This is a genomic window from Natrinema gelatinilyticum (assembly GCF_024266705.1).
GTDB lineage: Archaea > Halobacteriota > Halobacteria > Halobacteriales > Natrialbaceae > Natrinema > Natrinema gelatinilyticum.
The window spans coordinates 950,988-972,341 of record NZ_CP100757.1 but is presented as its reverse complement, the minus strand read 5'-3'; the positions used below and the strand labels follow the sequence as shown (position 1 = coordinate 972,341).

Below are 21,354 nucleotides of genomic sequence, written 5' to 3'. Positions count from 1 at the left end.
TGTAGCGATCACCGCCTTCGCAAATCGAGCCAGATCTCGTGCAACATTCGCGCTCTGTATCTCGCACGCCCATGCGATCAGATGCTGTCTGGGAGCGGACCAGAACTATGGATTGCTCCGCTAATCACGATAGCCCAGTCAGCGGCGCACTGGCACGACCAGTATCGAGGGCCAACCGAGAGTAGGGGAGCAAAAACAAGGGGCCGAAACGCTGTGTGATGTGGCAGGCTCCGTGAAATGGCCGCGGTCGGTGAGCACGCTTAGGGCTGCTCCTGCGCACAGCCACTGGCGGGTTGGCAACTGCTTCGACGTCGAGTGTCCTGCGCCGAACATCAAGCTCCCTGTTGCGTGCAACGCGCGCTCCCACGGAACACTGCCTCGAGCCGATCATGACTGAGTGCGATCCCACACGCTGGTACCACCGCTGGCGTGGCCTCGTCGGCCTCGCGGTCGCCCGCGTCCGCCGACAGATGACGACAGTAGCGCAGGGACAGACCGTCGCGACCGTCCTCATCGTCGCGGTAACGGTCGCTAACCTCGTGCTCGTCACAGGGGTCGCGCTCGCGCTCGCCAACGATCAAGGCCTCGCCCACGACGCCGACGTCCGGGCTGTGCCCGGCGACAGCGACGTTCAGTCGTCGGTGGCCGGCGTCGAGGCCCCCCGGCTGGGGGCGAGCCACGAGCGAGCCAGGGAGATCCGCGAGCAAGCAGGTGTTACCCATGCGACGCCGGTGCTCGTCGAACCGGTCCGCGTGCGAGCGCCCGACAGCGCTCAGTCCCACTACATCCTCGTCGTCGGCATCATCCCAGGGCCAGCGTCGGCGACAGTAGCTGGCCTCCCAACCGACACGCTCGCGCCGGGTGATCCCCACTACGCGGGGGGAACCTATGACGGGCCGCCAGCCGACGAGATTGTCCTTTCGACGGCCGCCGCCGAGACGCTCGACGTGTCGCCCGGCGAGTCGCTTGCCCTCACGAGCGACCGCGCCGAACGCACAGCCACTGTGATGGCCGTCGAACAGCGCGCAGACGATGGCACGGAAATGCCCGTCGCGCTGGTCCATCTGAGCGATCTGCAGTCACTCACCGCTGCCGATAACGCTGATCTCGCTGACCAGGTGCTCGTGTGGGGAGAACAGGAAGCCGCACAGGCGGGCGTCGACGCAGCGTATCCGACGGCTACGGTTGAGACGACGTCGGCTGCGGCCATCGTTCCCAGTGCCCTGTTTGATGACACGCTCGCGCTCGTGACGAGCGTACTCGCCCTGGTAATCGCAGTCAGCATCTGTACGCTGTTCGTCGCGACGACCTCCGGCCTGACAGTCGAAGCGAACCGTCAGACGCTGGCGACCCTCAGTACGATTGGCTTTCCGCTCCGGAGTCGGCTCGCGATTGTAGCGGTGACAATGGTGGCGATGACGGGGTGTGGGGCAGTGCTCGGACTCGTCCTCGGCGCTGGCGCGATCACGGCCGTAAACGCCCTCGCGACGGCGACAATCGCCCCTAGTGCCGTCGCAGCTTTCCATCCACTTGTTGTTCCGTACGCGCTCGCGGTGGCCCTGCTGGCGGCACTGCTCGCGCTGCCGTATCCACTCGCGCTCGCTGCTCGGACAGAGGTACTCGCGGAGGTCAACCGGTGACGTGGCGTACCACGATAGCCCGCATCCGGGCGATCAGTGGCCTCGGCGTTGCCCAGCTCCGGTACTCGGCTGGCCGCACGATACTCGCAGTCGGGGGTGTGATGCTGGCCGTGCTCGCGGTCACCCTCCTCGCCGGACTCGGCGTCGGTGTGATGGAGACGGGCCAGGAAAAGTTCGACGCCGCTGGCCGTGATATCTGGATTACGGGGGGCCCTGTCGCGGACGCCCCGGGCACTGAGAACGACGTCGTCGGCGCCCGACGGATCGCCGCCAACATCCGGGAGCGGGAAGACGTCCCCGGCGGGGACGTCTCGACGATCGCGATGCACGAGGTCTACATTGGGACCTCGGCCGCCGAGGTCGAGCGCGTCACCGCCGTCGGTATCCAGGGCACCCATAGACACTTCGACTTCGAGGCTGGCCAGGGTTTTACGGACGCGGCCTATAATAATACCCAGTCAGCAGGCAACCGCGTAGAACCCCCGTCGGATGTGGTCGTCATCCATCCAACGCTCGCCAACCGGTTTGACCTCACCGTTGGTGACACCGTCTACCTCGGGGCGAGCAGCCAGCGCACGCAGCCCTACACCGTCATCGGCATCGGCTCCTACTACGGGCAGTATCTGGGGACGCCGACGGTGACGATGCCACTCACCGAACTCCAGGCCGTGACCGGCACCGCTGGCACGGATCGGGCCGCCTTCGTTACCGTCAACGTCACCGACGACGCCGACCGCGATGCCGTCCGCGATGAGTTGCAGGCGACGTATCCGGCGTACGAGGTCCGGACCAGCGATGATCAGTTCGCGGCCATGGTGTCCGATCGCATACTCGTGGTCGCCAGCGGCGTGACGCTGATCGGCCTCGCAATCGTCGGCGGTGTCTCGTTCACGGCGAACCTCCTTGCGCTCGTCACCTACCAACAGCGGAAGCCGCTCGCGGCGCTCCGTGCCATCGGGCTTTCTCGCTGGCTGCTCGCTGGACTCATCGGCGTAGAAGGAGCGTTGATCGGCCTCCTCGGCGGGGTGCTCGGACTTGCAGCGACCCCCGTGCTCGCGCGCGGTTTGAACCATGTCGCGATAACTATGCTTGGCTTCGAGCGCATCGTTCGGCCGACGGCCGCCGTCTACGCACTCGGCTTCGGGACGGCACTCGTCGTCGGCACGGTCGTCGCGGTTGGCACCGGCTGGCAGGCGAGTCGTCTCGCCAGTCCCGCCGCACTCGAGTCGTAGCCAGGGAGGCAAAGCGTGCAGAAGATGAGACTGCTGCTCTCAATGCACGAGTGCTGGTCGCGGCACATCCACCGCTCGGAGACCTCGTCGGTCGCGGTAACGAATTCCCCGACACGTTCGACCAGTATATTGCGCTGACGTTGACATCGAACACCAGTCCAAGCCCGAAATCGCCCTGAAAATCGTCGAACGGGCAGTCTCAAGCGAAATCGAGCACGGCTGTGTCGTTGCCGATAGGTTCTTCGGTGAAGCCCGGAATTTCAGATGGAAACTCCAGGCGATTTCTGAGCCTTATGTCATGGAAGTGTTACCGGCAGAGTTCCGGGTCGTTCATGAGGACACCGACCTGATCCATCCAGACGCTCATCCCAGTCGGAAGCACGCTGCTCATCCGGAAGACGTGACGTCGGAGACACCAGCGGAAGTCGCCGAGTGCCTCGGCGACGACGCTTGAACTAAGATTACGTGGAATGAAAGGACCAAAGAAACCTTCTCCAGTGAATTCTATCGAACACGAGTTCGAGAGGTGAAACGCCGGGATACAGGGTTGGTGAGCGATGAAACAGGCTGGTTGCTCCTGAAGAACGAGCACACCGATGACGAAACGGAGAAACCAGGAATTTCAGGGCATGGATCTGCTGGGGCGTTGATGAGGCGTCTCTTGAAGAATTAGTGTCCTGGGCACAACTTCGATGGTGCGTAGAGCAGTTTCACGGGGATATTCAGCAGAACCTCGGCGCTGACGAGTACCTGGGACGAACCTGGAATGGCATTCATCATCACCTCTCAGTGGTGATGTTAGCCCATGCGTTCGTGGTATGGCAACGGCTTGAGACCGGTGCGAACCACTCGAATTTCTCATCATTCGACCGCTTCGCTCACTTGTTGGTCGTTCGACTGCGAAGCTGGGACCGTATAGCCTCAGTCTCACTCGCTGGCAGGATGTCGGTGAGGATCAGAACGGCGCTGGCCAGCGTGAATAGACCTGTAATAATTGTCGCGAGGAGCAACTCCGAAATCGCCAAGAGGCCGCCCCCAGTAGCTCCCAGCAGGCCCAGACTGATGCCAGTGGCCGTGAGGTAGTACACGGGGTGGGCATCGCCACTGGAAGCGGACACGTGCGCTGGCTGCTCGCTCTCCCGACTCGAGTGCCGTGCCTCGAGATAGGGGCGGACCTCCTCGAGGCGGTCTCCCGGGCGCACAATGCCGCGTGACTGGTTGTATTCAATGATCCCATTCTTGTCAAGTTTCGGAAGATGTGACTGATAGAGTGGGATGTAGACCCGTTGGCGCTGGGAGGATGTCAATTGCCTGACCGTGGTATCGTGCTCTTTCGCTGCAACGTGCTCAGCGATATCGCGCATTCGGACAATCCCCTCATCCTCGTGATCCAGCAGATAGCGAATACTCTCTCGGCGGCGGTTCGTCTGGAGGAGGTGAAAGATATCACCTTGGCTAAGTTTCCGCGACTCGTTAGGGTGGGACTCGCTGGAGGGCGCGTCCGACGAACGGGTTGGGCGGTCTACTTCTGGCATAATTCCGAACGTGCGGTTAGATTATTCCAATATAAATTTTATTGTTTGTCCAAATTCTATATAGCGTTATGATATCACAACATACTTGAACATACATACGTGTCAGTATATAGTCTGAGAGGCATTACGCGAGCAGAGATTTGCCCTCAGAGAGCGCCTGTATCCAGTGTTCTGTCTAGATGTGGGAACCATGTATCAGAGAATGTGAGTAACAGGTAATAAATGGCTCACCACGGAAATTTGGTTTGTGAGACAATCAGTGTCGTGAAGTGTAACTGAAGAGTCGGAACTAGTGGGGAATCCTAAGGGTGACCAGGACACAAGAACCTCTCCGACGCGCTCGAAGACCCCATGAGCATGATTCAGCTCACGTCTCGGTACGGCTAAAATTAGTACTGCCACAGTCAGGGCAAGAATCCCAATTTCTCGGTGTAGGGTCAGTCTCGCTCAGCGCGTGGAGAACAAAGCCACAGGATTGACACTCACTGTACCACAAAGATGATGTAGATTTCCGTTCCCCTGACTTTAGTGTAACTTCAACCCTTGACCTGCTAGGTTAACCTCTCTGAGAGCCTATCTCCAAGAATGGGTGCGAAGAAGCACGTCGTTGATCTCTCTGATGAAGACCGCAAGACACTCGAGTGGTTCATCTCGACCGGTGAACGGAAGGCCGAGGACAATATGCGAGCACGGATTCTCCTGAAAGCAGATGACGGGCTCACTGATTCAAAAATCAGTGAGCACGTCGGTTGTCATTGGAAAACAGCGTATAATACGCGCAAAGCCTACTGTGAGCGAGGGCTCGCGGCGATTCATCGCCGCAAGCCCGACCGTGAGTACGAACGCAAACTCGACGGGAAAGCCGAAGCTCATCTTATCCGCCTGGCCTGTAGCGAACCACCGGAAGGACACTCCCGTTGGACACTGCATCTTCTAGCGGACGAACTCGTGACTCTCGACGAGATCGACTTCGAGTCGATCTCTCACGAAACCGTTCGACAGCGTCTAAAAAAACACCCTGAAACCGCATCTCTCGGACTACTGGGCGATTCCGCCTGAACAAGACGCTGACTTCGTCTACTACATGGAGGACGTTCTCGACCTCTACCACGAACCGTACGATGAGAACCGTCCAGTCATTTGTTTCGACGAGTCCAGCAAAGCACTCCGTGGCCACAAGCGCGACCCGCTCCCGGCGAAACCGGGAGCGGTCGCTCGCGTCGATCATCGGTATGAACGCAATGGGAAACAGCGGATTCATCTCGCAACGGAACCGTTGACTGGGTGGGTCAACGTCGAGATTACCGAGCGGAGACGTACTACCGAATGGATTGATCGGATGGTTGAACTCGCGGATGACCACTACCCGGATGCGGAGTGCATCCGGGTGGTGGTCGATCAACTCAATACGCACAATCCCGCTGGCTTCTACCAGTTTTTCCCGCCAGACCAAGCCCAAGCGTACCTCGCTCGGTTCAAGTTCCACTACGTCCCCAAAAAAGGAAGTTGGTTGAACATGGCCGAGATAGAGCTGGGCGTCCTCAAACGGCAGTGTCTCGATCGCCGGATCTACCACGCAGCGACCCTCCGCTCGGAGGTCGCTGCGTGGCAGGCTCATCGAAACGCGGTTGACCGACTGATCGACTGGCAGTTCACGACCGACGACGCACGAATCAAGCTACGCCAACTCTACCCGGTTGAAATCGAGGAGAACTAGCAAGAATACGGTTGAAGATACATTTAGTTTTCCTCCACGGTGATTTGGTAGTAGTACAGCCCTTTATTATGGTCAACGACGAGCCGGAGATCCCGATTGATGGCAGCGAGGACGTGACCGACTACGTCATCGATGAAACGATCGCGACCACGATGACGCGCTGATTGACGAGGTGCTCTCGAGTCAGCACAAAGGCGGTCAGCATCTGCGCGTTCGCCAGATCACCGACGACTCGCCTCCGATGTCGAACGTCTGTTCATCTCACGTGAATGCGATCCACAATCGCGATCGCGTCGTTGACGACACCCGCACCCTGCTAACGACGACGCTCAGAGAATTAGTCGTCGTCCGCCGAACTGGACTCAATCTCGGCTACGTCGAGTTCGTGGACCGATACCTCTTCCCCCAGTTTGAACTCCTCTACGGTACTACAGTCGTAACACTCGAGCACAATCGCAATCTGATATGCGAGCATTCCCGTGTCGTCACCTCCGCACTCCGGACACCGCAGCCACCTGCGAAAGGGCATGCTGTGAAGAAGCGAATTACAGAGGTTTGAGGAGAAAGCCCACGACTGCAGTCGTGAGAGGATGTCAGCACCGCTACCACCCCGCACTGCCGGCGTACTGGCGAGATTGATCAGAATAGTACGTCCCAGATATACCCACAGCTATCGCATTCAAATGTCGTTTGTGATCCATCTTCAGTGATTTCCCGAGCGATCACTATACAGGAAACAGACAGACACTCAGGACAGGGAACATCCATAATCGCCATAGGAAGGAACTCCACGGAAATAAAGTACACTCGACAGCATATTGTCAGATCCCGATCACCACCATTCCGGCAGGTGCTTCTTCGCCAACCGACGAGCGATCCGTTGTTGTTTGGACTCACCCCTCGGGAACTCGCCCGAGTAGAGTTCCGGGAACCGAATTGTCTCGGCCTCGTCCTCGAGCCCCTCCGCGACGAGCATCTCGTACGTATCACGGATCTCCTTGCACGTGGCGGACTGTGCCTCGTCGTATTTCGGATCGAACGCGGCCAGCTGCGGGTCCGTTACCATATCGAGCGACTCCGGTTCCCGGTCTGGGTGCGGATCGCCATTTGGCCACTCCGCGCTGTAATCACGGATGAGCGCCGATGCCACATCGTAGTCATCGACGGGGATCTCGCCGCTGATACCCTCGAAATCGCCGAACGGCGTACAGATCCGCCCCGTCAGGATTGGATGTGTGAGGACGTATTCCGCGGCATCGTTCTGAGCTGTCATCACGATCACCACTAACACCGATTCGCGTCGTCCGACTCGGTCGCCTCGCGGAGGGTCTTGAGGCGGGCCGCGAGTAGTTCGTGTTGATCCTGCGCTGGCGTCCTCTCCCACGTATCAACAGACATTGCTGGCTCACCCTCGGCAGTAAGTCGGCACTCGAGAGCTTCGAGACCTTCACCCAGATCATCCAGGGCGAACTCGTCGGAGAGATATTCCTCGACTCGTTCGTCGAGAAGCTTGGATGTAGCCTCTTCGAGGGTTGTCTTTCCATAGGCGACGACCGCCTGACTGAACCCAGGCACCTCATGGAGCGCGGGAGCGTCGGCGAAACAGGTCAGAGGAAGTTGCCTCCTTCCTCGCAGCAGATGAGGCATCGTACGTCACCGGAGCGGACATTCCCATAGACGGGAAATGGACCGCCCACTGAACCAGTATAGGAATAAATTCCAAAATTAGTGAATGCATGGTATGGGGTGTGAAAGAACTAAAACCTAGATCGCGGTACGAATACTGCTATGTCCGCTGTAAAAGTCATCAAAGTACTCGGTACCTCAGAGGAATCCTGGGAGGAAGCGGCCCGTGAGGCTGTTCGAGAAGCGAACGAGACCGTTCATGAAATCCATGGTGTCGATGTCGAAAAATGGACTGCGAAGGTCGAGGACGGTGAAATCGTCGAATACCGAGCAACTACAGAGATCGCATTTCCCGTCGAGCAGTGAATACATAGAGACGTGTCGGTGAATTATTTTGCAAGCGGGTTCCGATACTCTCTGCATTCGTACTATACGCCGAATACGAACAGGAGGTACAAGAATTACGCCAGAATATGCAACGACTACGCAACGAGAAGAAGACACCCATCGCCGATCGCGAAGAAAAGCGGGAGCTCGTACGCTACGTCGAACAGGAGAAGTCTCTTACCAAACGGAGGGCGCAAGCGGACATTCTGACCAGAGCGAGGTGCCTTCTGACCGGAATGCCGAGCGACGATGAGGTCGAGCCATGACTGGCAATCGCGACGACGTCCAGGACCAGGTCGACGTCGACGAGTACGAGGCTCTCGAACAGATCGCTCGCGAACGCTGGGGCGATCAGTGGACGATCCGAGTGAATCACTATGCCGATGGGACGACCCGACGCTACGCCATGCATTCCGACGGTCGACTCAGACCGGACGAACACAATTTCGACGACGACGCTCGGGTTCTCGAGCAGGAACGTATCTGGGTCAACGTCGACGAGCAGCAGATATACCGCGACCGCGTTCACATCCGAAAGGAGTTCGAGATCATCAGTAGTGGCTGTGCAGACGCCCATCCTGAAGTGTGACCGTCCGGTCAAAGACTGACTCGAGCGCCGGATCGTGACTGATCGTCACAAGAGCGGTCTCGGCGGACTCGTGCAGGCCGATTAACAGCTCGATGACGTTGGCGGTCGTGTCGGGATCGAGTTGCCCGGTTGGCTCGTCGGCCAGGATGACGGCCGGGCGGTTCGCCAGCGCACGTGCAATCGCCACCCGTTGCTTTTCACCTCCGCTGAGGGTCGCCGGATATTGGTCCGCCTGATGTGCAATCCCGAGCCGTGTGAGCAGTTCATCGATCCACGCCTCGTCGCGCGGGCCGCTATGCGTCTGGGGCACTAGCGCATTTTCGCGGGCCGTCAGGTCCGGAATCAGCTGGAAATCCTGAAACACGAAGCCGATTGTGTCCCGCCGGAGTCGAGCCCGACGGCGCTCCGAGAGCGTAGTGGCGTCGGTCCCATCGACAACCACTCGGCCGGAATCGGGCAGATCGAGTAGCCCCAGGATCGAAAAGAGGGTCGTTTTGCCGGCCCCGCTTGGACCGCGCACGAGCGCCCTTGAGCCGGTCGGAACCGAGAGCGTGACCTCCTCGAGGATGCGTTGTCCGTCACGGTGCACCGAGACCCCCTCTGCGGCTAGCACTGGATCGGTTCCGTCCACAGCGGTATGTTCGAACGGCATGACTTAACAGTTGTTTGTAATGCGAGCTACCCCCACCCTACCGCGCTCGGGCCACCCCGGTCCTCGCTTGGTGAGGGGGCTTGGCGTCGCCCGTAGACAACGAACAAGTCCGAACCGGGCGACGCAAACGCAGACGCCAGTACCTCAAGCTCCTTCCCCGGTCGCAGAAGGTCATACTGTGAACTACCCCACCCTACGGCTCGCCTGACGGCTCGCGCTTGAGGGTGGGGCTTCCTGCTTCCATGACGCGCTTTGCAGGAACCGACGTGGTTCCCGGAGGGAGCGCAGTCTCCACAGGCGGTGATTCGGAGCGTCCCGCTCCTAACTGCGTGATACCGCGAGAAAGAATGTTCCACGCTGCGTTCCAGTCCCTGTCGGCGGTGAAGCCACAGGAGGGACAGGAGTGTTCGCGGACCCACAACGGTTTGTCGGTCGAAACGCCACAGGCCGCACACGCTTTGGTCGTCCCGGCCGGATCAACAGCCACGAAGTGCGCCCCTTCGCGTTCGCACTTGTACTCGAGCATCCGGAGGAACGTCCCCCACGCCGCTCCAGCACGGTTCCGAGAGTTGCCGTCGAGTTCGACAAGACCTTTCGCGTCAAGGTCTTCGACCGCCACGAGGTCGTACTCTCGGGCGTAGTACGCCGAGAGTTTGTGCAAGAAATCTCGGCGCTTGTTCTTCAGGTCGGCGTGGCATTCGGCCACGCGACGGCGTTGTTTCTCGTAGTTGTTCGACCCGTGCTCTTTCCGCGAGAGCGTTCGTTGCTCTCGCTCGAGTCGGTCGCGTTCGTCCGAGAGATCGAGTGATTCGACGGCGTGGCCGTCGGTGTCGTGGGCGTATTTGAGGATGCCCACGTCGATGCCGACGGCGTTCTTCGGCGGGTCGGGCTTTTGCGGTGGCTCTCGATCGACTTCAATACCGAAGGTGGCGAACCACTCGCCGGTCGGCTCCTTCTTGAGCGTGACCTGCTTGAGTGCGACGCTGTCGGGAATCTCTCGGTGGAGGCGGATCGGTATGTCCGCGAGTTTCGAGAGTGACAGCACAGTCTGGCCGCCCTTCTTGTCGAGCTTGAAGCCAGACTCAGTACTTCACAAAGCCGTTAGTTGAGAAGTCCGCTTGCTGAGTTGTGCCTAAACAAACAGAGCAAGCGGACAGTGACATCCACGAAGACCAGCTCCTTAACTTTCTCGTCAACGGTCTCACCGGTGCGTTTACGCTTGACCTCGGAGAGAACGCTGAAATCGACCCAGAGGACATTTTCGAGGTCCTCGTCGGCGCGACCGCCGACGGGACCTCGATCTCATCGCTTTGCGAGAAGAGTGAGGACGCGCCCTCTGGCAACGACGTTCTCTATCACTTGCGCACCAAGTTCGACCTTGAAACGGTCGAATCAACCGGAAACACGCTTCTCCAACAAGATGTCCTCGAAACGCTCCCTCAGCAGGTGGAGGTCGTCACAGACCTCCACCTGCGGCCCTACTACGGTGACGAAGACGAGACTAACGGCCTCTACTACAGCGAGGCCAAAGCAGGAACAACTGCGTTCCATGCTTATGCCACACTCTACGCACGTGTGAACAACAAGCGATACACCTTGGCGGTGCGCCGTCTCACCGACGGCGACACCGCCAGCGACGTCCTCGCTGAGTTCCTTGGACTGCTCAACAACTTCGATTTTGACGTCAAAGCGGTCTATCTCGACAGCGGCTTCTACGACAGCAAGTGTCTCACGTTACTCCAGGCACACAATTTCGCGTACATCGTTCCGGTGATCAAGTGGGGCAGCAAAATCAAGAACGAACTAAGCACGGGCTGGAGTCGTGAGATCACTCACGATCTCACGACGTCCTATGGCGAGAACGAGTGGACCGTCGAATTCCCGGTGATGATCGATTGTACCTGCAAGAACGGGCGGTACGGTGAGCATGGAGTGGCGCGTCACGGCTACGCCGTCGACGCGCCGTTTGTCAATGAACCTCGCCAGGCTCGATCCCACTACAGCAAACGCTTCGGGATCGAAGCGAGCTACCGCCTCACCGAATCAACGATCATCTCAACGACGACGCAAGATCCGGCGAGACGACTGCTGTTCGTTGTGTTGAGTCTCCTGCTCCAGAACGTCTGGCGGTACTTGCACTGGGAGTACGTGGCGACGCCCCGCCGTGGCGGGCGTCGCCTCTGGTGGTGGCCCTTCGAGGAGTTCGTCGACATGGTGACTCGGGCAGCGTGGACGGCCCTCGCAGCGCGTCGGGCCGTCCCCGCGAATCGGCCACCGGATGACCGCTTCCGCCGGTAACTGGTGACCGAGTACGCCCTCCCGATTAGTGGCAACACCGTCGCGTCGGCGGCTGATCGCCGCCGACTGCGACGGCTTCCCATCTCTTATCGTAGGAATAGATCTTCACAGCACAAATTCGGCCTCTGGTTCGTCGGTAACTCACGCTCCAACGTCAGTTAGCTGAGGATGCTTTGTGAGGTACTGAGACTGGTTGTACGTGAAACTGCGGAACTCGCGCGGTGGCTTCCACGTGAGTTGGCCGACGCCGTAGCCGTTCTGCTTGAGTCCCCCGAGCGACTTGACGTTCTGCTCGATTCGCATGACCGCTGTTTGCAGAACTGTTGAGTACACGTCCGTGAGGCCATCCCACCAGTCTTTCAGAGACGGAATTTCGTCACGGATGGACCGGACACGCTGATTGAGCGTGCCTGCGCTCTCGGGGATTTGGTCGAAGCGGTAGAGTGCATGATTGTACAGTTGCCTACAAACGTCGCGGTGGCGGTCCAACTCCTCGCGTTGGGCGTCGGACGGCTCGAGACAATACTTGTAGGCGTAGTACATCAGCTCTCGCGCTCCTCAATAAGTTCGTCAAGTTGACCACGGACGAACGACGAGAGGTTCAGGTGGTTCTCCTCTACCCACTTGGCTTGGTCCTCTCGAATGGTGATATTCTTCCGTCTCACGACATGCGTATTATGCGCATAAATGCGCATAAGTCTTGCGGAACGTGGGCCTGTGGGCCTGCCGTAGTAGAGTATATGAAAAACGAGCGGCGCTGTATCCCCTCTCTGATCGCTTCGCTCGCTGAGGAAGGGGGCTTAGCGCCCTCAATTACAGCTAATCATTAGCACAATAATGACCTATGTGTTCCAGAAGCGGCTCTTTGATCAGTATGCCATCAACAGGCGATAATCGGTGCCGATCTCGCAGTGTCCGTGCCGGTCGACCTGAATAACGTAGATCACGTTGCCAACAACTGCTAAGTCTCCTCCTCTGAGAGCGGAGCAGTGTCCGACTCCTGAGCCGTATCGCCGCCAGAGCCAGACCGCCCGTGGTCAGCAGGTGACGATGACCGGATCGGATCAGCCGTGTCAGGTGATGGTGGTCGTGACGCTGTCAGGAGGGCTGCGGGTGGGGTCCGGACGAGCGGCACAGTCGCAATCACCGCTGCGAGGAGCGTTAAGAGGAGTCCCCCACCGAGAACGGCGCCGGCAAGCTGTAGTGTCGGACGGGGATCGAGGGTGATCCCAAATCCGGTCAACTGGCCGGCGGCGGCGAGGACCTCGAGAAAGCCGAGTGCAAGCAGGAACGCTCCTATCGCGGCCACCGCGCCAATGCGAAGCGCGTCGTTGAGGATCAGCGCGAGGATGCGCCGTGGAGACGCACCCGTCGCCCGATAGATGGCGAGAGTATGGCGCTGTGCACGAACGGCGCGGGCAAGAACGAGACTCGTCGCGCCGACCACCGTCACAGCAGCGAGGGCCACCAGCACGCCGAGCACCACCTGAAGGTTGCCAATCGCATAGGTGATCGCGGAGCCAAGTCCCCCGCCGCCGGTGTACCCACTCGTCGCAAGGGCACTGACAACTTGCTCGTCGCCGGAGACCTGATAGGTAGTGGTCGTGAGCTGCCGCCCCCCTGCCGTGACGCGGACCACGTACTCCCCGGGTGGCCGATGGGGGAGCTGTGTTGTGAGCGTCGTCGTTTCGCCCGGCTCGAGTCGGCTCTCCGATCGCTGCGTCGTCGCAGGCCCATCGATCGTGATCGGCACCTCGAGGGGTCGGTTCCAGGGATTGGTGAGTGTGACCTCAACAGTGGGTTGGGTATGGATGGTTGGCGATTGCGGTGAGACAATCCCGCGAGCAACCGGCAGAGGCTGGTGAGTCTCGCTGATCTGGATCGACTGAGTACGTTCGCGGCCGTCTGCACGCACCGTTACGCGGTACGTCCCTGCCTGGTGTGGTGTCTGGAGCCATGTGCTTCCGTTCGCGTCCGTTTCCGTCACAGATTCGCCGATTTTGACTGTCGCATTGTCGACGGGGGCCCCAGTCGCCTCGCGAACACGGAGGCGGAGCGACGCATCTGGCGGTGCCGTCGCCGGAAGTGGTGTAAGCTCAAGCGGGGGTGTCTCGACGACAGTCACTGGATAGACCGTACCATCGACGACGAGCGTGTATTTGCCCGCTACGGGGGCGGGGAGGGATAGCGTGACCGTCCGCTGTTGGCGCGCGGCGAGCGACACGGTCTGGGTCACCTGCGAGTCACCTAGCGTCGCGGTAAGTGCTCGCTCGACGCGGTCGTCTGTTGGATTCCAGACGGTTACATTGACCGAGACTGGTTCGCCGGCTTGGAGATGTGATGGGATGTCGGTGGCGATGACGGTTAGTGTGTCTGTGGCAGAGCCACCTGGTCCTGGCTGGAGTGGTGCAGTCGTCCGGACCAGGTGGACATACCCCTCGTCAACCCTCGAGAGATGGCGTGCTGTCGGCAGCGGGACCAGTAGCTGGTGATCAGCGAGCCCATTCGTCGTATACATGCCGACGACGGTCACCTGTGTCACTGCCGCGTCGGTGCTTCCGCCGAGGGCCAGTTCATCCCCGGGAGCGATATCGAGCGTTTCCGCGAGAGCGGCGCCGATGACGGCCTCGTCGGGTGCAGTCGACGGCTCACCTTCGACGATCTGTGCGCCGGTAACTGCGGCAAACGCCTCGTATTCAACGCCGCGAGCGAGATACGGCTGGCCGTCATAGCTCCCGAACAGCAAGATTTCGGGGCTGGCTGCGCCCGCCTGTGCTGCAATCGCGTCGCTATAGCTCGCCGGCACCCGGCTACTTATGGGATGCGCTACACCGGGTTCAGTGATCGTCGTCGCATCGGTCGAGAAGGAGGCGCCGATGGTCCCGAGTGAAGCTACAAGCAAGACGATCACGGCGAACGTCGAGAGCGTCGCCGTCGTCGGTCCAATCGTTCGGGCGGAGAGCACTATTGGCCGGAGGTGTTGGCATATCACGGGGCCGACGCACCACCACGCGGCAGTCGAGCTGGCAGTGTCATGCCCGGTTCCATTCTGCAACGGCGGTTGGCGGGTCGCGACCCATGCAGTAGCGTAGCCAGCGCTTGTCCCAACCAGTGTTAGAAAGCCAAGGAGCGCACCAATACCGACGACAGCATCAGCAGTCAGCTGTACCGAGAGTGTCGTGGGCAGGCCGGCAGCCACTGCCACATTTACCGCCGCATTCGGAACGATCACACCGATCGCATAGCCGAGCGTAGCGCCAGTCGCCACAAGTAGCCCAGCCCGGAGAGCCAGGGCAGTGCGGACCCGGCGCGGCGGTGCCCCTGTCGCCCTGAGCACACGAATCGTCTGTGCGCGCTCGCGGATCGTCAGCCGCACAACGCTCGAGAGCGTAACTGCAACGAGCACGCCAGCGACGACAATACCACTCCAAATGATGCCCAGGACGTCAGCCGTCCCATTGACGAAGAACGCGAGGGCGGAGACGACCGGCGTGCCGCCTGACTCGGCCGGTTCCTCGGCGGGTATGAGAACAAGCGCCCCTGTTGGGCCGAGCTGTTCGAGCGTGGCAGGCGTCGTTCGCACCCACGATGACGGCAAAATATCCGATGACGTCGCTGCTGGAGCCGGCGTGACGGCGCGATCGAACGAGTCGTTTGTCCCCTCGAGTCGCCAGGTGGCTGTCGTCGTACTTGGTCCGACGGGATTTGTTCGTTGAGTAGGGAGGTCAACACCGGCCGATGATGTAGCTGGAATTCCCACGACACGATGGTGCTCACCCTCGGGACTGATCGCAGTCGCGAGCGGCAGAACGACCGCGTCGGCCCCCGCTGCGTCGTGGGCTGCATCTATGGAGTCGTACGACGTGACGGTGGCATTCGAATCAAAATCGGCAGCCAACGTCGTCGCTTGCTCGCCTGCAGCAACAACCAAGAGCGTCGCCCCAACGAGGAGGGCAACGGTGAATGCAATGACGAGGACGGCGAACCAGTCACGGCGTGACCACCGCCCGACAAGGACTCGAAGAGAGTGCATGGAATCGAGGCTTTATTCTTCGAGAAAGAAATCTCTAGGATGATAAATGTTTGAGTCTTCGGGCCACGAACTGGAACGCACGGCGAGAGGTACTGACTGGACAAGGCGGGTCGATGTCGCCCTGGACGTCGTCACAATCGCTGCTGGTTATGATTCACCCGTCTTTGGAGGGAGTCGCCCCGCTCAGTCCAGCAGTCGATGCGATCGTCCCACCGATACTCAACACACAAACCTATGGCATGCGCTGGTATTTCGACCGACGTCGCTTCGCTTCTTGGCCCGTCGTCCTGACCTCCGGCGGAATTTCATAGACGATTCCGACCACATGAGGCGCAACATGTATCACGCGAAAGCCTGTACTGCTGCGTATGGCTGCCGAAGACGCTCCGGAGGAAACGAAGGTCAGCGACCGGGGGATGGTTACGATTCCGGCATCGCTGCGCCGACGTCTCGACATTGAGCCGGGTGACAAACTTCGCTGGGATACTGACGACGAGGGGAACCTCACTGTAGAAGTCATCAAGCAGCGCTACGGGGCTTTCGACGACTTTGAGCCAGTATCGATGGGAGGTGGCGGGTCCGAAACGCACGATCTCGGCGGCTATGAAGATGATCCTGCTTTCTCGGAGAACAACTGATGGCAGTTGCAGTCGTCGATACAGGCATTCTCATCGGGATGGCAGATATTGATGACCAGCACCATGACGTCGCTATGGAGATCGTCTACGGAATGGACCGCGGCGACCTTCCGACGGGGCGGGTGACGAACTACATCGCCCTCGAAACCCTCAACTGGATACACAGTCGAAAGCGACACGGGAAGGCCGTAGAGACATATGAACGGTTGAATCAGTCTGCTGGATTTGAGGTACTCCATGCAGCACAAAAAGACTTCACTAGTGCCGTCAATCTCTTCCAGACCTACGAAGGACTGTCCCTTGGCGACGCGACCATCGTCGCGTACATGGAGCGGGAGGGCATCGAATACCTGTATTCCTTTGACGACAATTTCGATGTGGTTGAGGGCATCACTCGACTGGAGACGCCCGACAATCCGTTCAATTGACCACCGGTATCGTGGTGGAGTAACGGCTGTGTGGTTAAGGAGAGTTCTGCTCTCTCGACACCGAGCCAAGCGAAGCTCGGCGAGGTCCAAAAGAGCGCTAGCGCTCTTTCGAAGATCACGAAAGGCGCATAGCTCCTCTCGAACGACATAGTCTTCGACATACTTGTTCGACCGCGAGAGCGGAACGTTCAACACGAGAAAACAAATCGTATTGTGAAGTACCTCGGGGACAAGCCCCGAGGCTTCACCGTTTTGTCCATACCGTCCAAAAACGGACGGATGGACGCAGGCGAATTTAATTCCCCTCGACCTTCCCGGACTGGGTCGGCTGGAATTCACACCCGAACGCCCGATGCGTCCGTGAGGGTCGGCGACTCCACCCCGCCCGACAACACCCGTCGCACCACGCCGAAGGCGCGGGTGTTGAGAGGTGTCGCATTTCCTCGCAACTGCGCGCAGTTGCTTCGGATTACGGTCTTTAACCCACGTCGCAACTGTGTTCCGCAATACGGTGGAATGGGTCATATCGCTTACGCGATTCACCCTCGGGGTCACGCGCCGAGGCACTCTCGCTGTATTACTGTAGACCGGCAAGGATCCAACCTGCAGGACAGGAAGCCTCGCTGCATACGGCGAGGAGGATATCACTAAGTGGCCACAGCATCAAGCACCGGCCTCGCAGCAGACGATGACGGACGAACTGGGACTACTCGCCCAGTTTGAGCATATCCACGCTATCGAAAACCGACAACGGTGTCACGCAGTATGCACCGAACTATCGGCGCTGCTACTCCAATGATTCTTCCGAGTGGTGTTCCTGAAGGGCCTGTGGATGCTGATCTTCTCATTGGGAATGATGCGCCGACAGAGCGTACACGTTGTCGGCCTTATCGAAATTATGGACAACACGAGCAAAAAACTCGGTCTCATCGAGTCAGGCTGCTGAATCCTCGTGTCGGATCCTGAGAGGTTATCGCCGTGACTGCGGATCGTACGACTGGTCGATAAATGGAGCACTGCCATCGTGGCCAGCAACATGTGCATTCAGTTTTGCCGCCGCCGGCGACTCTCTGACTGCCTTATCGTCATAGCCCGCCTCAGTAAATACGTCGGTGATCCACCGCTTTCCGCGGAGGTTGAACTTCTGGTGATAGGCCTCCGCCAGATAGAACCGATCAAGTGATTCGAAACGCGTTTCGATCCGATCGCGGTTGAAATCACTCTCGTTCAGAACCATCAGCAGCTGATCGTGTTGGACGGCTGTCTCGGTGAAAACAATGTTCTGATACTGGCGTTTCTGGGGCTGTTGATACGGGTTGTGTTCCGAAAACGCTCGCTCAAGGAGGTCGCTGAACGAGAGCTGTTCGGGATCGTACTCAATCTGGACGACTTCCGTGTGGTCGCCAAGGACATCGTAGGATGGGTCGGATTTCGTCCCACCAGCATAGCCGACTCGCGTCCGCACGACACCATCAACCGCGCCGAACGCCGCGTCGGGACCCCAGAAACAACCGAGGCCGAACGTCGCCGTCTTCGTGTCTTCCGGTGCCTGGCTGTCGAACTCCGTGACGACTGTCGGTGTGAGCATGATTGAGATAGGGTGAGGATTCGGCAGTGTACATCGACTCTCGTGTCGCGGCCAATTAACCCTGTCTTCGCTACAAACCTGCGTCAGCAGGGCAGGATAGCTATGTCTCTGTTCCGTACGCGAGGACGGTACGCTGATCTGTGCTGTCCCCAGTTTCGACGCGTACCGGGAACAAATCGTCCTGAGCCACAGGATACGTCTTAAACACGAGCTCGAATCGTTTCGTTCGACCGGCAGGAACCGTCACAGTGCGGCTGTCCACGAGTTCCGGATCGTCGCCGACTACCAGATCGACATCCTGTGTCACTTCTGCAGTCCCTGTGTTCTCGATCGCAGCAGTCACTTCCAAGACCTCGCCACCAGTCACCGGACTGTTCGTGTCCAGAATCGTCACGGTGACCTCTCCCTCGCCCCCACCATTATCATTCCCTGCTTCGTCGAAGCCTTCGAACACCCATGGATTGACCGCCGTATACGCGTTCTTCTCGTCGATTACCCATGCCTCAATCTGACACGTATGGCAGCCGCCATCGATCTGGATCGAAGCCGTGTCACTGGTCCCACTGATATCGGACACGTCAAGGATCACGTCAGATTGCGTCATCCACCAGACGACACGTTCTAGTTCGGTGGCGGTACTCGAAACATCGAGTTCGAGCGTGGTCGTTTCGTCGGTGGCAAGTTCACTGGTAGCTGGCCGTGCAGCATCGACGGTTGGCGGTGCAGCACCGTCATCAGCCACCGTCACCTCCCAGCGCGAGGCAGTGTTCCCGTCGTCAGCGATCACAGCCGCATCCACAAGATACGTCCCGGCAGTGTCGAACGTGTGGGCAAAGAACTCGCGGCCAACATCAGTGAAATACGTTGCAGGCCATGGTCCGGCCGGCGTCATGACGTACTCGCCGTCAACATACCAGTGTGTGGTGCCCTGCTGATCCAGCATCTCGGCATCGATTTCGAAGAGAACCATCGTCCCCGGTTGAACCGAGAGATCCTGCTTGCGGTTAGGATACGCGTACTGGGCGTCGAACGGGCCGATCCCCGTGACAGTAACCATCATCTCAGCGACATCCGTCTCCGTTTCGATCCGGACCGGAACCGTATCATCGTTACGTACTGGGTACGTCCGGAATTGCAGATACTCGACGGTCCGTGTCTCGCCTGCGTTGACCGGGACCGTTTGCTGGCCAACCACTTCCGGGTCTTCGCCCACAACCAGGCGCAGTTCGACCTGCTCATCAGTCGAGGCACTGTTCTTAAGTTCGGCTGTCATATCAAGGAGGTCGCCGCCCTCAAGTGGGGTATTTGTCTCAGTAATGTCGACTGTGATATGACCGGTTGCCCCGCTACTGGACGACAAGAGCGGAACTGTGCCGACCCCGGCTCCAACCCTTGTCAGATACTGCCGCCGGTTCATATCACATCCTAGCACACCCAATCGCAAGAAGATTACATACGTATCAGACCATGTAATTCTTCACATCCAACGAGCAGTACAGCGAACCGCAATGATACTCAGTTTCTCACAAAGTCAGTTAGTTAGAACGTCTGCTTGCTGCGAATGTGCCTAGCAAACAGCAGCAAGCAAACCGTGAAATCCACGAAGATCAGCTCCTTAACTTTCTCGTCAATACCCTCGACGAAGAACTTACTCTCGATCTCGGCGCTAATGCCGAAATCGATGCTGTGGACATCGGTCTCTACTCTGCGGTGATCCGAAAATCAGTCATCCCAGTGTAAATATCAACCGTTATTGATCGCCTATCTGTCAAAATATGTCACTGCGATTGTCCTGTCTGGGACACCTTCGGATGCTCTTCACGAGCGGATCGACTCTGCAAGTAAAGTTAGATTCCCAGTCACCGTAGACAATTTCATCTTTCTCGATACCCGAGGAACTCGCCACGGCGTATCTCGGCTTCGATTTCCCGCTTCGTACTCCGATCGGTACGGACGAGGTGACAGACTGGATGTCCCGGAACAGCGACGGGGTTTTCGAGGATTCCGACGAGAAGACCGGTAAACGGGGCACGCACCTCGTTCTTCTCTTGATCGAAGTGCCCCGAAATCTTGCAGATCACGTCATCCTCGTACACGAAAGGATATGGGCCCCACGTCATGTCAACCAGCCCGCCGTTATCAGCTCGAATCCACTTTTTCTCGGTTGTGGCCTCGATGACACGAAACCAGCCAGGCCAACGAACCTCGCGATCTGGGAGGAGACCGTATTCGTTCATCACACTCTCGATCCCGGAGAGAGCCTCTTCAATGAGCCATGATTGGAATCTATGGGCTTTCCCCATCTCGACAACGATCGTCGGGACGCCGTCGTCCGTCGCCTCCTTTCGGAGCATTCCTCGGCTTCCTGCCCCCGAAATGATGATGTTTGCCCCAAACGATAACGCGAGGCGTTCAACCCGTTTGTCGTCGGTGTTAGCTCGGACGTGAAAGAGCGTCGTTCGGTTTCGCGTTGAGGTGTGAAAATCGATACCAATATCGCAGTGAGTGATGAATCGCTGATAGATCTCATGCGCAATCCGAGCGGCGGTAGTGCCATCAGCATTTCCCGGAAACGCCCGATTGAGGTCTTGGTCGTAAATCGGGATAGTGCGCTGGTGGGCGATGAAACCGGGTACGTTCAACACGTGGAGACAAATTAAGCCGCCGTGAAGTTCGTCAGGCTGGTACCGAGTGGCCGCTTTCTGGAGCACTTTCACACCGTTGAGTTCGTCGCCGTGAATCGCGGCACTCAGAAACAGCCACGGACCATCGTACTCTCCGTTGATAATAGTTACTGGGAGTTCGAGATTATTGCCTTGATAGGTTTCGCTGATTGGGTATTGGATGTGGCGCTTTTCCCCTGGCGGGACGACGTCACGAATCCAGTGTTGTGGGTCCTCGGTGGTCACGATCATCACCTGTCGATACACATTCACACCGACGTATCAAGGCGGTCGATGTTCCGATACTGTACCTACGGGGTCGAAACTC

General features: G+C 58.7%; 20 protein-coding genes and 3 pseudogenes. 11 read left to right on the top strand and 12 right to left on the bottom strand.

Features of this window, described 5'->3' with window-relative positions; all coding sequences use genetic code 11:
* The first annotated feature begins 389 nt into the window (after positions 1-389).
* The 3 genes from NJU76_RS22655 to NJU76_RS22645 all read left to right on the top strand — a co-directional run bounded on the left by NJU76_RS22655 (position 390) and on the right by NJU76_RS22645 (position 3,326).
* Positions 390-1,640, top strand: a complete 1,251-nt coding sequence (locus NJU76_RS22655; protein ID WP_254532725.1) for an ABC transporter permease — start codon at positions 390-392, stop codon at positions 1,638-1,640.
* Positions 1,637-2,872, top strand: coding sequence for an ABC transporter permease (locus NJU76_RS22650; RefSeq protein WP_254532724.1), 1,236 nt, complete (start codon positions 1,637-1,639; stop codon positions 2,870-2,872). The genes NJU76_RS22655 and NJU76_RS22650 overlap by 4 nt, the downstream gene beginning before the upstream one ends.
* 103 nt (positions 2,873-2,975) lie before the next feature.
* Positions 2,976-3,326 carry a transposase gene (locus tag NJU76_RS22645; RefSeq protein ID WP_340681270.1) on the top strand — a complete coding sequence of 117 codons (351 nt, stop codon included), beginning with the start codon at positions 2,976-2,978 and terminating at the stop codon, positions 3,324-3,326.
* A gap of 424 nt (positions 3,327-3,750) precedes the next feature.
* On the opposite strand, the gene NJU76_RS22640 is transcribed toward NJU76_RS22645, so the two are convergent.
* Positions 3,751-4,407, bottom strand: coding sequence for a DUF7344 domain-containing protein (locus NJU76_RS22640; RefSeq protein ID WP_254532723.1), 657 nt, complete (start codon positions 4,405-4,407; stop codon positions 3,751-3,753).
* Between the two features lie 585 nt (positions 4,408-4,992).
* On the opposite strand from NJU76_RS22640, the gene NJU76_RS22635 reads away from it, so the two are divergent.
* On the top strand, positions 4,993-5,466 hold the full coding sequence (locus NJU76_RS22635; protein ID WP_254532722.1) for a helix-turn-helix domain-containing protein: 474 nt from the start codon (positions 4,993-4,995) through the stop codon (positions 5,464-5,466).
* Complete coding sequence (locus NJU76_RS22630) at positions 5,426-6,124, top strand: IS630 family transposase (RefSeq protein WP_340681269.1); 699 nt, start codon at positions 5,426-5,428, stop codon at positions 6,122-6,124. Before NJU76_RS22635 ends, NJU76_RS22630 begins: the two co-directional genes overlap by 41 nt.
* 337 nt (positions 6,125-6,461) lie before the next feature.
* On the opposite strand, the gene NJU76_RS22625 is transcribed toward NJU76_RS22630, so the two are convergent.
* The 3 genes from NJU76_RS22625 to NJU76_RS22615 form a co-directional block, all read right to left on the bottom strand.
* On the bottom strand, positions 6,462-6,599 hold the full coding sequence (locus NJU76_RS22625) for a hypothetical protein (protein ID WP_254532721.1): 138 nt from the start codon (positions 6,597-6,599) through the stop codon (positions 6,462-6,464).
* Positions 6,600-6,956: 357 nt separating this feature from the next.
* Positions 6,957-7,397, bottom strand: coding sequence for a hypothetical protein (locus tag NJU76_RS22620; protein ID WP_254532720.1), 441 nt, complete (start codon positions 7,395-7,397; stop codon positions 6,957-6,959).
* 11 nt (positions 7,398-7,408) lie between these two features.
* Positions 7,409-7,699 (bottom strand): hypothetical protein, encoded by a 291-nt coding sequence (locus tag NJU76_RS22615; protein ID WP_254532719.1) that lies wholly within the window; start codon positions 7,697-7,699, stop codon positions 7,409-7,411.
* 213 nt (positions 7,700-7,912) lie between these two features.
* On the opposite strand from NJU76_RS22615, the gene NJU76_RS22610 reads away from it, so the two are divergent.
* Entirely contained in the window at positions 7,913-8,116 is a 204-nt protein-coding gene (locus tag NJU76_RS22610; protein WP_254532718.1) for a dodecin family protein, read from the top strand.
* Positions 8,117-8,399: 283 nt separating this feature from the next.
* The gene (locus tag NJU76_RS22605) at positions 8,400-8,726 is read left to right on the top strand and encodes a hypothetical protein (protein WP_254532717.1); all 327 of its coding nucleotides are present in this window, start codon (positions 8,400-8,402) and stop codon (positions 8,724-8,726) included.
* On the opposite strand, the gene NJU76_RS22600 is transcribed toward NJU76_RS22605, so the two are convergent.
* Complete coding sequence (locus NJU76_RS22600; RefSeq protein WP_254532716.1) at positions 8,689-9,357, bottom strand: ABC transporter ATP-binding protein; 669 nt, start codon at positions 9,355-9,357, stop codon at positions 8,689-8,691. The genes NJU76_RS22605 and NJU76_RS22600 overlap by 38 nt on opposite strands.
* A gap of 214 nt (positions 9,358-9,571) precedes the next feature.
* A pseudogene (locus NJU76_RS22595) lies at positions 9,572-10,465 on the bottom strand (RNA-guided endonuclease InsQ/TnpB family protein); the annotation flags it as partial.
* Between the two features lie 41 nt (positions 10,466-10,506).
* Between NJU76_RS22595 and NJU76_RS22590 the strand changes: the two are divergent.
* Positions 10,507-11,676: an ISH3 family transposase gene (locus tag NJU76_RS22590; RefSeq protein WP_254532715.1), complete on the top strand. Its 1,170-nt coding sequence runs from the start codon at positions 10,507-10,509 to the stop codon at positions 11,674-11,676.
* A 180-nt stretch (positions 11,677-11,856) separates the two neighbouring features.
* Here NJU76_RS22590 and NJU76_RS22585 read toward each other — a convergent pair.
* From NJU76_RS22585 to NJU76_RS22580, 3 genes and pseudogenes are all read right to left on the bottom strand, one after another.
* A pseudogene (locus NJU76_RS22585) lies at positions 11,857-12,219 on the bottom strand (helix-turn-helix domain-containing protein); the annotation flags it as partial.
* Positions 12,219-12,341, bottom strand: coding sequence for a hypothetical protein (locus NJU76_RS26650; protein WP_256566861.1), 123 nt, complete (start codon positions 12,339-12,341; stop codon positions 12,219-12,221). The gene NJU76_RS26650 and the pseudogene NJU76_RS22585, both read right to left, overlap by 1 nt.
* Positions 12,342-12,637: 296 nt before the next feature.
* The gene (locus NJU76_RS22580) at positions 12,638-15,709 is read right to left on the bottom strand and encodes an FtsX-like permease family protein (protein ID WP_254532714.1); all 3,072 of its coding nucleotides are present in this window, start codon (positions 15,707-15,709) and stop codon (positions 12,638-12,640) included.
* A 368-nt stretch (positions 15,710-16,077) separates the two neighbouring features.
* Between NJU76_RS22580 and NJU76_RS22575 the strand changes: the two genes are divergently transcribed.
* Together NJU76_RS22575 and NJU76_RS22570 are read left to right on the top strand one after the other, a co-directional pair.
* Complete coding sequence (locus tag NJU76_RS22575; protein WP_254532713.1) at positions 16,078-16,347, top strand: AbrB/MazE/SpoVT family DNA-binding domain-containing protein; 270 nt, start codon at positions 16,078-16,080, stop codon at positions 16,345-16,347.
* A complete protein-coding gene (locus NJU76_RS22570; protein WP_254532712.1) occupies positions 16,347-16,775 on the top strand; it encodes a type II toxin-antitoxin system VapC family toxin in 429 nt (142 codons plus the stop codon). The genes NJU76_RS22575 and NJU76_RS22570 overlap by 1 nt, the downstream gene beginning before the upstream one ends.
* A gap of 970 nt (positions 16,776-17,745) precedes the next feature.
* Here the strand turns inward: NJU76_RS22570 and NJU76_RS22565 are convergent.
* Together NJU76_RS22565 and NJU76_RS22560 are read right to left on the bottom strand one after the other, a co-directional pair.
* Positions 17,746-18,366, bottom strand: a complete 621-nt coding sequence (locus NJU76_RS22565; RefSeq protein WP_254533931.1) for a peptide-methionine (S)-S-oxide reductase MsrA — start codon at positions 18,364-18,366, stop codon at positions 17,746-17,748.
* A gap of 97 nt (positions 18,367-18,463) precedes the next feature.
* On the bottom strand, positions 18,464-19,636 hold the full coding sequence (locus NJU76_RS22560; RefSeq protein WP_254532711.1) for a hypothetical protein: 1,173 nt from the start codon (positions 19,634-19,636) through the stop codon (positions 18,464-18,466).
* A gap of 290 nt (positions 19,637-19,926) precedes the next feature.
* Between NJU76_RS22560 and NJU76_RS22555 the strand changes: the two are divergent.
* Positions 19,927-20,058, top strand: a pseudogene (locus tag NJU76_RS22555) (ISH3 family transposase); the annotation flags it as partial.
* A 179-nt stretch (positions 20,059-20,237) separates the two neighbouring features.
* Here the strand turns inward: NJU76_RS22555 and NJU76_RS22550 are convergent.
* Complete coding sequence (locus tag NJU76_RS22550; protein ID WP_425604315.1) at positions 20,238-21,278, bottom strand: succinylglutamate desuccinylase/aspartoacylase family protein; 1,041 nt, start codon at positions 21,276-21,278, stop codon at positions 20,238-20,240.
* Positions 21,279-21,354 lie beyond the last annotated feature (76 nt).